Annotated in this window: 12 protein-coding genes; 2 read left to right on the top strand and 10 right to left on the bottom strand. The window is 31.7% G+C overall.

Features of this window, described 5'->3' with window-relative positions; translation table 11 throughout:
• Positions 1 to 3 precede the first annotated feature (3 nt).
• Together HM986_RS15620 and HM986_RS15615 are read right to left on the bottom strand one after the other, a co-directional pair.
• Positions 4 to 945, bottom strand: a complete 942-nt coding sequence (locus HM986_RS15620; protein ID WP_179336007.1) for a CPBP family intramembrane glutamic endopeptidase — start codon at positions 943 to 945, stop codon at positions 4 to 6.
• Entirely contained in the window at positions 942 to 1982 is a 1041-nt protein-coding gene (locus HM986_RS15615; protein WP_179336030.1) for an o-succinylbenzoate synthase, read from the bottom strand. The genes HM986_RS15620 and HM986_RS15615 overlap by 4 nt, the downstream gene beginning before the upstream one ends.
• Positions 1983 to 2154: 172 nt before the next feature.
• Here HM986_RS15615 and HM986_RS15610 point away from each other — a divergent pair, with 172 nt between their 5' ends.
• Complete coding sequence (locus HM986_RS15610) at positions 2155 to 2361, top strand: sterol desaturase family protein (protein WP_179336006.1); 207 nt, start codon at positions 2155 to 2157, stop codon at positions 2359 to 2361.
• A gap of 158 nt (positions 2362 to 2519) precedes the next feature.
• On the opposite strand, the gene HM986_RS15605 is transcribed toward HM986_RS15610, so the two are convergent.
• From HM986_RS15605 to HM986_RS15575, 7 genes are all read right to left on the bottom strand, one after another.
• A complete protein-coding gene (locus HM986_RS15605) occupies positions 2520 to 3635 on the bottom strand; it encodes a glycosyltransferase family 4 protein (protein WP_179336005.1) in 1116 nt (371 codons plus the stop codon).
• A gap of 357 nt (positions 3636 to 3992) precedes the next feature.
• Complete coding sequence (locus tag HM986_RS15600) at positions 3993 to 5108, bottom strand: DUF2914 domain-containing protein (RefSeq protein WP_179336004.1); 1116 nt, start codon at positions 5106 to 5108, stop codon at positions 3993 to 3995.
• Between the two features lie 80 nt (positions 5109 to 5188).
• Entirely contained in the window at positions 5189 to 6013 is an 825-nt protein-coding gene (locus HM986_RS15595) for an alpha/beta hydrolase (protein ID WP_179336003.1), read from the bottom strand.
• Between the two features lie 158 nt (positions 6014 to 6171).
• Positions 6172 to 6849, bottom strand: a complete 678-nt coding sequence (locus HM986_RS15590) for a metal-dependent hydrolase (RefSeq protein ID WP_179336002.1) — start codon at positions 6847 to 6849, stop codon at positions 6172 to 6174.
• A gap of 13 nt (positions 6850 to 6862) precedes the next feature.
• Positions 6863 to 8353 carry a hypothetical protein gene (locus HM986_RS15585; protein ID WP_179336001.1) on the bottom strand — a complete coding sequence of 497 codons (1491 nt, stop codon included), beginning with the start codon at positions 8351 to 8353 and terminating at the stop codon, positions 6863 to 6865.
• A 107-nt stretch (positions 8354 to 8460) separates the two neighbouring features.
• On the bottom strand, positions 8461 to 9366 hold the full coding sequence (gene menA / locus HM986_RS15580) for a 1,4-dihydroxy-2-naphthoate octaprenyltransferase (RefSeq protein WP_179336000.1): 906 nt from the start codon (positions 9364 to 9366) through the stop codon (positions 8461 to 8463).
• A 15-nt stretch (positions 9367 to 9381) separates the two neighbouring features.
• The gene (locus HM986_RS15575; RefSeq protein ID WP_179335999.1) at positions 9382 to 10221 is read right to left on the bottom strand and encodes a 1,4-dihydroxy-2-naphthoyl-CoA synthase; all 840 of its coding nucleotides are present in this window, start codon (positions 10219 to 10221) and stop codon (positions 9382 to 9384) included.
• 117 nt (positions 10222 to 10338) lie between these two features.
• On the opposite strand from HM986_RS15575, the gene HM986_RS15570 reads away from it, so the two are divergent.
• Positions 10339 to 10764 carry an STAS/SEC14 domain-containing protein gene (locus tag HM986_RS15570; RefSeq protein ID WP_179335998.1) on the top strand — a complete coding sequence of 142 codons (426 nt, stop codon included), beginning with the start codon at positions 10339 to 10341 and terminating at the stop codon, positions 10762 to 10764.
• On the opposite strand, the gene HM986_RS15565 is transcribed toward HM986_RS15570, so the two are convergent.
• Entirely contained in the window at positions 10752 to 11582 is an 831-nt protein-coding gene (locus HM986_RS15565) for a CvfB family protein (protein ID WP_179335997.1), read from the bottom strand. The genes HM986_RS15570 and HM986_RS15565 overlap by 13 nt on opposite strands.
• Positions 11583 to 11655: the final 73 nt, after the last annotated feature.

Below are 11655 nucleotides of genomic sequence, written 5' to 3'. Positions count from 1 at the left end.
ATTCTACTCAATTATTTTATAATTTTCTTTTGATGGTTCTTCTACTTTTCCGAATAATTTATCTTTCCAGTTTGTCCATCCATATTTTTTTGAAAGCACTAATAGCATTATAGGGTATACAATTAAGACAGGCAATATAATTTCTGAAATTGATCCTAATCCCGGTTCTGACATATCTTTAAAAAGCGCATCAGTTTGCAATGCTGTCCAATCTGCTGTTATTAATAATGATGCAATTAAATTATTACCCAAATGAAAGCCTAAAGCTAACTCTAAACCTTCATCCATTAACGTCATAATACCTAAAAGTAATCCAGTTCCTATATAAAATATCATCATTTGCCAAAACCCAACAGCGCCTACCTCTGGGTTTGCACTATGAGCAATACCAAATAATATAGAAGTAAAAATTAAAGGAAGCCATTTGTTCTTAACTAAAACACCAATATGTTGCATTAAATAACCTCTGAATAGATACTCTTCTAGTCCAATTTGAAACGGAAATAAAAGAATACTTATTATAAATAAAATAGAAAATTTAACAGGATTAAACTGAAATACAATTTCAGATGAATCTATAGTATACATTGTAAAAAAGGAAACAACGGTATAAATTGTAATCATTAAAAACGAAAATAAGATGCGTTTATAATCGACCTTAGGTCTCGATGTTGTTAATGATAAAAGGCTTCTTTGGTGTATAAATTTAACCAAAACAAACAAGAGTCCTAGCAAAAACACAAACGGCACTAAGTTAACGACTAACAATACACTCGAAGGCAAATTCCAGCTTTTCATAGCATCCATAGCAGCATCTAAGTCATTTGGGTCTGCCACTAAATAAAACACAAAATTGCTAATAAAGATACCTGCTACTAAAATTGTAGTCAGGATAAACATCCAAAGTTCGCGCTGTCCTTTGTAGGCTTGTTGTATATAATTCATTTTAATAAATTGACGTTCCAATGTTGTTTTAAATCGTAATGCAAAGTACCATTTTTTACGCTTAATGGCGAAATAAAATTGTTAGTAAATAAACTTCCTGTTCCTAAACCTTGAGGCCTGCGATTTTTTAATATATATGTCCATTGTGCGATGGCATTTAAACCAATATTACTTTCTAACGCACTAGTAATCCACCAATTGATATTTAATGTTTCGGCACTATCAATCCATTCCTGACTTCCTTTAAAACCACCAACTAAGCTCGGTTTTAAAATAATATACTGTGGCTTTATAGTTTGAAGTAATTCTTGCCTCTTCTCTTTGCAAAACACTCCAATCAATTCTTCGTCTAGAGCGATAGGCAGTGGTGTTTCACTACAAAGCTGCGCCATTTTATGAAACTGTTTTGCTTTTATAGGCTGCTCAATGGAATGTAATTGGTATTCTGAAAGGCGTTTTAACTTTTCTAAAGCATCATTAGGAGAAAATGCACCATTGGCATCCACTCTTAGTTCAATATCCGAAACTGAAAACTCTTGTCGTATCGATTTTAAGATATCAATTTCTGTTTGAAAATCAATAGCCCCAATTTTCAATTTAATACAACTGAAACCAGCTTTTATTTTATCCTTAATTTGAGATCGCATAAAGTCGTCATCACCCATCCAAACTAGCCCATTAATTGGAATACTGTCTTCACCTCTTGAAAATTGAGATGGAAATAATTGAAACTGGTCTGTACTTTTTAAAGATTTAAAAGCAGTTTCTAATCCAAATTGGATACTAGGATATTCTATTAACTGAGCTAAAAGATTCTCTAGACCAAGATTAATATTATGACAAATCCATTTTAATTTATCTTCATAATCTGGCCGATCATCAATAGATAAACCTCTTAAAATACCAAATTCTCCAATGCCTGTTTTACCATCGCTTTCTATAACTATAAACCAAGTTTCCTTAGTGCTCATTACTCCCCGCGATGTACCACTTGGACGTTTAAATTCTAAAACATATTGTTTGTATTCTGCTCTCATCATAGTAATCAAAAATACTTAATTATTTCGTGATTTAGAGCGTAACAGATAATATACAATACCTAATTTTCGAATATTATTGTTATTAGTCTTTCAGCCTGCTATGATATTATTTTAAATGACTATTAGCTTATTCTATCAATTTTGGATTCATTCAAAAACGATAAATAAAATGCCAACTTGGTTTGAAGTAATTTTTAATACTCAATCACATTACGGACTGCATATTATTCGTAATTCAAATTATTTAGATGGAAATCATGCCGGAATTCTAATTATTCAGGATAAATTATTTGGGACGTTTCAATTAGAATTAAATAACGTAGGGTTACTAACAACCCAATTAAAATTGCATTTATTAAATGATAGTTGTTATTAACAGATGCATCTTCTAAATGATAGTAATAGAAAATGGAATACAATACTTTTTAAACGTCTGAGCCAGAAACATGATGATACAAGTAAAGTCAGTGATGATTTAGGAAATGAATGATTAATGAGAGAGAAATAATATATTTCACAACTAATACACTTAACTTAGGCCGTTAAATGATAAACGTTAAGTGTTTTTTCGACCATTAGATCTTCAGAAAAATAATTAATAGCACGTTGGTATGCATTTTCACCTAACACTGTTAAAGACTCAGTATTTAATGCTATAGTTGTGATTATATCTGCTAATTGTAAAACATTTTCGGATTCAAAAAGGAATCCATTTTCACCATCAATAATTTGATCTTTTGCTCCTTCAATATTAGACCTAATCACAGGTTTCTTCATCATCATTGCTTCTAATGGTACCAATGGAAACCCTTCTATTCTAGACGGTAAAATAAGTACATCTAACATAGCATAAATATCTATTGGATTTCTAAAAGGTATTAACGTTACAAGATGGTTTATCTGATTTTCTGTTAAACATTGGTTTAGCCATTCTCTTTTTCCATCGCCCAAAATAATAACATGAATTTTTAAATGTTTACATCGGTTAATAGCTTCAATTAAAATATCTACACCTTTACGATGATTTATAGTACCCACAAAACCAAAAACAACCTTTTCTGTAGGTATATTATTAAGTCTCCTTAAATCTGAAATAGTATCCTTATTCAAAGTATACTTAGGATCCTTAACTCCGTTAAAAATAAGTTTAACCTCACTTTTTTTATAATTATAATCGGAGACTAAATTGGTTTCTAATTCTCTACTAATTGCAATCGCATAGTCTCCTTTTCTATTGAAAATATGCTTTGGAATCCTCATATTGTGATGTGTTACAATAAATTGTTTCCCTGTTAAAAATCTATATATAGCAGCTAAATAAGTGGTAACAGGATAATGGGCATGAATGACATCTGGTTTTATTTTAAACAGGTAAAACAAGGCAAATGGAATTGAAAAAATGTATGAGAATAATTGATATAATTTGGTGCGAAAATTAATCTTTTTATAAAGAGGAAAAGGCAGTTTAATAAATTGAATACCATTACTTTTTGCTTTTTCAAATATTGCTACAGCACTAGGATTTCCCCCATGACCACCTGATAGGATATAAACAGAATTACCTCTTTTTACAAGGTTTTCAGCTATTGAATACATGTGAGTTGTAGAGCCCTCAGCCGGCAAATATCTTGCTAAGTAAACGATTATCATAACTATAAAAATGAATCTAATACTTTATATAACTTCAATTTTTTATTCATTAAATTAATACGCTATGCTATGAGTCAAACGCATAAATACTTTTTTCAAATAGTAGAGACATTTAATAAGATTGTATACATCTTTTAAACGCCCACATCGTTAGTACGATGTAGGACCCTATGAATCAAACCGATATAAAGATATACTTTTTAACTAAACGCTCTAACAAATAATTATAAATTTAAAACCTACTCATAGGATTATTACGGATATCTCACATTTCTTTATAAAAAAACTATGAATTAGACCGTGCTTATAGAAATTGCACATTACCCTAAAAGAACTGTGTAAATTCAGGAATTATAATCAGAATTTCTTATGAATTAAACTAACCGGATTAAGAGTATCATTCCATATAAGTTCAAAATCAACCACACCGATTATCAACTCTTCTTCGGTAATTACTTCAACTTTCCATAAACCAGGCTTCGTATTGTTCTTGTAGGTATAACCTCGATAGCCATAATTTCTACCTCCTTTTATTTTATAACCAATATCTTCAATAGTTTCCCATTCTTCGGATTGATTATTGTACCATTTCCAGCGGTGGTATATTGATTTTTCAATATCTGTAGGAGCAAATATGGATGTAAAAATATAAACAGTTTTATTAGGTTCTGAAATAAATTTTAACCGATGATCTCTCCAAAATATATACCAGTCATCCGTTTCATAAGTCACTATGTACGTATTATCTTCAACTTTAATATTATGCGCTACTAACCCTTTTTCTAAAGCCAAAGGTACAGGCGGAATGAGGTTAAAAACGTAAAACAGATTAATCATGCCGTACAGTCCAAATACAAGTGCTACAACATTTCCTAATTTGATTTCAGCTCTTGTACTTGGGCTTTTAATAAAAATTACTGTTATTAATGTTAAGGTTAAGATGAAACTAATGAGACCTGAAAAAATAAATACATTCGTATTCATTTCTTTAACAAGCACAGGAATGATGAAAGAGAAAAATGTGAAGTTAATAAAAAAGTAAACACTGAATTGCAAGTATTTATTAGAAATACGTTTTTTTAAAAACTCGTTTGCAAAGAGAAGTATTAGTAAGATGATAAAGAATAACATCGTCTTAGATAGTGAAACACTTCTAGAAAAATAAATAACATACGCGCTTGAAAGTGCACCAAAGAAAAACTGAATGGCCAACGGATAATAGTCTTTAAATCTCAGTAAAAAGCTGTTTTTCAATTTAAAATCATCAGCTACATTAAACAAGTAAATTGTTACTGTTAAAGATGTCATATGCAGACTTAACACAATTAAATCATACAAACGATCCACACGACCAAGCGTTAATGTATCAAAAATAAATCCACCAATAAAAAAGATAATAGGCGCATATTTTTTATGACTACGAATAAATTTTCTAAAAGTACCCTCCCTAAATTTGGCTAATGTCTCTTTCATATAAATCCTAGAAGCTGCTAAATTATCACAGGCTATTTATAAATAAAACGGTACCTTTTTAATGAACTCTTATAATGTAATTAATCTTTGGTATCAGTATTTAACGTCCATATTAAAGCTTTTTCCTTGGTCGCTCTAAAAATAGTGCTATGCTGTTCTTTTGGCTCATCAGAATATCTCCATATTAACCCTTTTGGTGTGTTGGTCTCTAAAGTCTTAGCTAAATTATTAGTGTGAATTGAGATTGTTTCGCTGTCAGAGCCAGCGAACCATAGCTTGGTTGTTTTGCTTGGTGAATTCTTTAAAAAACGTTTTGAATTACGCTCTAAGTAATGATCATTCCACCATAATGAGGGGTCCATAGCAATATAAAAATCAAAAGTATCTGGGTTAAGAAAAAATGTTTCCATTACAAATAAACCTGCTAACGATTCCCCAATTATACCAGTTTTATTGGTCGTTTTATAATTGCTATTGATTTCTACCATTAATTCATCCGTTATAAAAGCTCTAAAATCTTTGGCACCATCTGTTAATGGACAATAGTCTTCATCTGCTTTTACTGCAGAGGCGCCAGATAAATCTTTTCTTCTATCGATGTTTTCTATTCCCACAAGGATAATTGGATCTATACTTTTATTATCTACAAGCTTAGAAATTGTATTTGCGATATGCGGAAAATCCTCCATTACAATACCACCATCTGGCATATAGAGAACTGGCAGAGAATCATTACTCGTCTTATAATTTGGAGGTGTCCAAACATTAATAACGCGTGTCTCATTTAATAGTTTAGATTCTAACTTAAAACTATCATGTGGAGGAATAGGATCATTGTATTGTGGTGTATTTGAACAGCTATAAACAATAACACTGATGAAGAAACAACATATTAGATTTTTCATATTTTGAGTTTTTATTTATAAATTAAATTTTTATGATTTTCACAAACCGCCTTAAAACAACAAGTTAACAAAATATAATTACTATAGTCTAAGTTTTAAATAGTAACTTTACAACAACCTATACGTGTAATTTGGTCACATACATACCTCCTTTCAGCTTATAATTCTATACGCTCTCCGATTTCTAACAACATTAAGTCTTTGCCTCTATCGAAGAATTTGCGCTTCGCTTCTTCGTGATTAATTTCAATATACCCAAAGGTATCGAAGTGGTAACCTAAAATTTTATCACATTCAATAAAATCGCTTGCTAAAATAGCATCATCTATTCCCATTGTAAAATTATCACCAATTGGTAAAATGGCTAAATCGAGTTTAGTTTGCATGGGGATTAACTTCATGTCCATTGTCAGAGCCGTATCGCCAGCAATATAAATGGTTTTATGTTCTCCCTCTATAATGAATCCGCCCGGTTGTCCGCCATAAGATCCATCAGGGAAAGAAGAAGTATGAATAGCATTGACATATTTAAGGGTTCCGAATTCAAAATCCCAAGAACCTCCATGATTCATAGGGTGACCTTCTAAATCTTTGTTTTGGTAATGCGTTACAATTTCAAAGTTAGAAATGATTATAGCTCCAGTACGTTTAGCGATGGCTTCTACATCTAAAATATGATCTCGATGCGCATGTGTTATAAGAATATAGTCAGCCTTTAGCGTATCTATATCTATCGTTGAGGCCTTTTCATTTCCTGTAATAAAAGGATCGACTAAAATATTAATGTCTTTAATTTGAATGCCTAAAGCGGCGTGACCGTAAAATGTAATTTTCATAATTCTATAGTTGCTATTGTAAAATCATAAATTGTCTTTTCTTTCGACCAGAACTCATCATAATAAATTTTCCATCTTGATAAGTACCATAAAAAGGTTCATAATAGGTTTTCCCCTTATTATCCTGAATTTTGCTGTAAATTACTTCGTTAGAACTCTTGTAAACAATATCGTAGAGAGATGAAGATTCAAACCAACCTTTGGAAACTTTGGTTCTACCGTCATCCTTTTCGAGAAGATTTTTACCTGAATTTAAAAGAACATGTAATTCATCATCTTTTAAAAATGCGTTATAAGAAGGTGAAGTAGAGCGTTTGAAGATACTTCTGCCCCAATCTAAATTGCCAGAGACCCCAAATTTAAAAATTATAATATCATCATAATGATAAACAGTTTGCCAGTACCCATTACTCATACCCGTAGACACATAGGTTTGTGTGATGTAAAACTCTTCAGCCAATAAATATGTATTGCCTTGCGAGTCTTCTAAAATATAGTCTATGTAAAAATTAGTTAATTCTTTTCCTTTTTCTTTTTTTCTCGAGCCTTTTTTATCACCATACAAATCTTCATATACATCTAAAGGCAACTCATAATTATTTTTACTAGCAACCGAGAAATTATCAGAATCAATGATAAAGTTACAACCTCCTTTTATCTTACCAGTTCTTATTTCTGAATAAAAACCTATGAGATGCAGTTTATTGTCAACTATTGAAATCCTTAAATTTCGGATATGTTGATCATCTAGACTTATAGATACCTCTTCATTCCCTTTTTCTGTAATTTTATTTAAAATAAAACTGTAGTTAGCCTCCCCTTTTTTCTTTTCTTTCTTTCCATTTTGGTAAAGTTTTCCTAATATAAACACCACACCTTCATCATTTATAGAAATATCATTGTGTTGAAAATATTTTTCTTTATGCTTTTGATAGCTTTTAGTGTATATAAGCTTTAAGGTTGTTGCATCAAATACTCTTATAGCATAATCATTTATATCTTTATAAATATTATCTGTAGCCATCGCCAAATATTTTCCATTTGGAGATATAGCGATACTAGTTTGACGATCCTGGCGGTTACCAAATAGATATCTTTTTTTTGCAACTGTAGCTTCGAATAACTTCTGTTTACTATGCAATCCGCTATTTATATTAAATGTATGGCAGTATACGATGCGCTCTTTGGCTTTTGGAGAAAACACTGTAAAGACTTTAATTTCATTTCCATAGACCACTTCGCCTATATACCTTTCTTTACTGTCACTTTCTATTACCTGGTTATGTATTTTATTGAGGTCATTGTCAAAAACATCAAATAATATATCTCGCTTACTTTCTCTAACTATGCCCGTTAAACCATTTTCTGTGGTATGTATTGTTAAAACATTTATAGCTTTTTCTTTATCCTTGTACTCTGCGCTTTCGCTAACATTTAAGGTTGTGCTCTGAGCATTAACAATTGTAACTATTAATAAAAAGATTAACGTAAATAGATTTTTCATTTAATTTTTTTTAAAAATTATCAATTAAAGTGTTAAAATAAAAAAACTTAAGCATCTACGCGCTTAAGTTTTATAATAATTTCTATAAGTACCTATATTTAAATAATCTAATATAAAATATATCCAATTCCTAAAAGTATTGCCATAAGGAATGTGGACAGCGCTAAAATCTTTAATTGACTATCAAAATCATTAGGCTTTTGTGCAGCTTTAATCTTTTTAGCATGAATTAATAAGGGGATAAATGCTAACAAATACATAAAATTATAAGGCTCAACGTAATACAATATTGAGAATAATACTGTGATTAGCATAGCACTAAATATGAGGGCGTAATGATACCGCTTTGCACCTTTCTTACCTAATTTTATGGCTAAGGTAATTTTATCTGCATTGGTATCAGAATCAATATCTCTCATGTTATTAAGATTAAGTACACCAACACTTAATAGACCTATTGAAATCGCTGGTAAGACAACAACATGATCTAGTCTATGTGTAAAAAGTAAGTAACTTCCAAGCGTACTAATTAGACCAAAAAACACAAATACGAATACATCACCAAGCGCACGATAGCCATAAGGCGAACTGCCCATAGTATAATTTAAAGCGGCAAAAACCGAAAGTCCTCCAAGAATTAAGAACAACAGCATGTATAAAATACTAGCAGCATTGAAGGCGCTCCAAATAAGGGCCATTGTTAACATGATAACAATAACGATGTTTAATTTAATGCCATCCATCATTTCTTCTGGAGTGATAGCGCCACTTTGCAAGGCACGTTGTGGACCTACGCGTTCATCATTATCTGTTCCGCGTACACCGTCTCCATAATCATTCGCTAAATTGGATAGTATTTGCAAAGCAATTGTAGTTAGTATCGCAAGACCAAAAACCCATGGATTAAATTTACCATTATAAAAGGCAAAACATCCTCCAAGTATAATTCCAGACACAGAAAGGGGTAATGTCCTTAATCTCATGGCAGAAAGCCACGGCTTAATTTTATTCATTGAATTACATTTAGATTAAGGAATCCATTTTTTGGGAAAGTTAGGTTTCCTTTTTTCTAAAAAGGCATCTCTACCTTCTTTAGCTTCATCTGTCATATAAGCTAATCGTGTAGCTTCACCTGCAAAGACTTGCTGACCAACCATCCCATCATCGGTAAGATTCATTGCAAATTTCAGCATTTTTATAGAAGTTGGTGATTTGGCTAATATCTCTTGAGCCCATTCGTAAGCAGTATCTTCTAATTCCTCGTGTGGAATAACGGCATTTACCATACCCATATCATAAGCTTCTTGAGCAGAGTAATTTCGTCCTAAGAAAAATATTTCTCTCGCTCTTTTTTGACCTACCATTTTTGCTAAATATGCAGATCCATAACCTCCGTCAAAACTTGTAACATCAGCATCTGTTTGCTTAAAAATAGCATGCTCTTTACTCGCTAAAGTTAAATCGCAAACCACATGCAAACTATGCCCACCGCCAACAGCCCACCCTGGTACTACAGCAATAACTGCTTTTGGCATAAAACGGATTAAGCGCTGCACTTCTAATATATTTAAACGATGGTAACCATCCTCTCCAACATAACCTTGATGTCCTCTAGCCTTCTGGTCGCCTCCCGAACAGAAACTCCAAATACCATCTTTAGAAGAAGGACCTTCGGCACTCAAAAGAACAACTCCAATATTTACATCTTCTCCTGCATCGTAGAACGCGTCATAGAGCTCTGAAGTAGTCTTAGGACGAAACGCATTGCGTATATCGGGTCTATTAAATGCAATTCTGGCAACTCCATTACACTTATGATAGGTTATATCTTCATAAGACTTGGCAACTTTCCAATCTATATGGCTCATATTTATCACTATTTAGAGCGCAAAAGTAAGAAATTAATAATAATACGCTAAACACTATTTTTTACTTTATTTTAGTATGCAAGCATAGTATCTTTGCTGCCAAATTACTAATATGCAATGAATTATAATCCTGTTTTATTTAAAAAACCTTTTGAAACCTATAATCTCAAATTAGGAACGGTATATGTTTACGCAAATTTTCTAGTATCAGAGTTTGATGAGGGGGCGGATATAACTTTCAAAAATTTTGATGAGCTCGCCTTCATAATAAAAACACATTTTCTGGATAAACCTTTTGGTTTTATTGCTAATAGAAAAAATTCTTATTCCATAAACCTCAATGACGCCAAAGTATTCAATGAAACATTCAAAAACCTAAAAGCCTATGCTATAATTGTTTATAGCGATCTTACAGAACGTATTATTGAAATTGAAAGTCACTTTTTTAAATTTAACAGAAAAGTATTCAAAGATTTTGACAATGCTATAGTTTGGATTGAAGACTGCTTGTCTAAGCAAGAAAAACCGTCTTATACTAAATAAATACCGTCTTCCTTTATTTCTATCTGACGCTCTTTATATAACGACCCCACCGCCTTTTTAAAGCTCTTTTTACTCATCTGTAGTAAATCTTTAATTACTTCAGGGTTCGATTTATCATGCACAGGTAAAAACCCTCCATTGTCATGTAATTCGTTTAAAATATGATCCGCGTTAGGTTCAATATTTCTGTAACCAATTTGATTTAATGAAATATCTAGCTTATTATCTTCACGGACTTTTTTTATAATTCCCTTAAGCCTATCTCCTACGCTAATATCTTTATAAATATCATCATTAAAAACCAAACCTAAGTGTCTCTTATTTACAATAACATTCATCCCCAACTCGGAAGGATGAGACACAATAAGGTCTACCTCTTCAAATTGAGCAACTGTTAATTCTTTATTATCCAAAAAACGATTGGTTTTACTAGATGCAACAAGTCGTTCAGATTCTTCATCTAAATAACAGTGCACTAAATACCACCCACCAGATTTCATTTTAAAAGCTTGTTCTCTGAAAGGGCAAAATAATTCCTTTACTAAACCCCAATCTAAAAAAGCACCGTAATCTGTAACTTGGTTACAACGCAATAAAGCAAAATCACCTTTTTTAATATAAGGTTCATCTGTTGTGGCAACTGGTCGTTCTTCATTATCTAAATAAACAAAGACTTCAATCATCTCACCTATTTCAAATACTTTAGGTACATATCTGTTAGGTAAAAGTACTTCACCATCTGCACCATCTCCCAAAAATAATCCTGGTTCGGTATCTCTTAAAATTTCTAACGTATTGTATTCTCCTAAATATATCATGGTACAAAGGTAAATATATTTTGATGAGATTCTAAAAAGAAGTTCAATGTATAATTAATTATTTCTCAAAAAA

This window comes from Winogradskyella costae, assembly GCF_013403865.1.
GTDB lineage: Bacteria > Bacteroidota > Bacteroidia > Flavobacteriales > Flavobacteriaceae > Winogradskyella > Winogradskyella costae.
The sequence above is the reverse complement of the archived record's forward strand: the minus strand, read 5'-3'. Positions and strand labels throughout refer to the sequence as shown.

Coding starts and splice junctions, on each gene's coding strand:
- HM986_RS15565 (WP_179335997.1), bottom strand. CDS start 11,582: ATGATATATTTAGGAGAATACAATACGTTAGAAATTTTAAGAGATACC.
- HM986_RS15615 (WP_179336030.1), bottom strand. CDS start 1,982: ATGAGAGCAGAATACAAACAATATGTTTTAGAATTTAAACGTCCAAGT.
- HM986_RS15570 (WP_179335998.1), top strand. CDS start 10,339: ATGAATTATAATCCTGTTTTATTTAAAAAACCTTTTGAAACCTATAAT.
- HM986_RS15575 (WP_179335999.1), bottom strand. CDS start 10,221: ATGAGCCATATAGATTGGAAAGTTGCCAAGTCTTATGAAGATATAACC.
- HM986_RS15590 (WP_179336002.1), bottom strand. CDS start 6,849: ATGAAAATTACATTTTACGGTCACGCCGCTTTAGGCATTCAAATTAAA.
- HM986_RS15585 (WP_179336001.1), bottom strand. CDS start 8,353: ATGAAAAATCTATTTACGTTAATCTTTTTATTAATAGTTACAATTGTT.
- HM986_RS15620 (WP_179336007.1), bottom strand. CDS start 945: ATGAATTATATACAACAAGCCTACAAAGGACAGCGCGAACTTTGGATG.
- HM986_RS15605 (WP_179336005.1), bottom strand. CDS start 3,635: ATGATAATCGTTTACTTAGCAAGATATTTGCCGGCTGAGGGCTCTACA.
- HM986_RS15595 (WP_179336003.1), bottom strand. CDS start 6,013: ATGAAAAATCTAATATGTTGTTTCTTCATCAGTGTTATTGTTTATAGC.
- menA (WP_179336000.1), bottom strand. CDS start 9,366: ATGAATAAAATTAAGCCGTGGCTTTCTGCCATGAGATTAAGGACATTA.
- HM986_RS15600 (WP_179336004.1), bottom strand. CDS start 5,108: ATGAAAGAGACATTAGCCAAATTTAGGGAGGGTACTTTTAGAAAATTT.
- HM986_RS15610 (WP_179336006.1), top strand. CDS start 2,155: ATGCCAACTTGGTTTGAAGTAATTTTTAATACTCAATCACATTACGGA.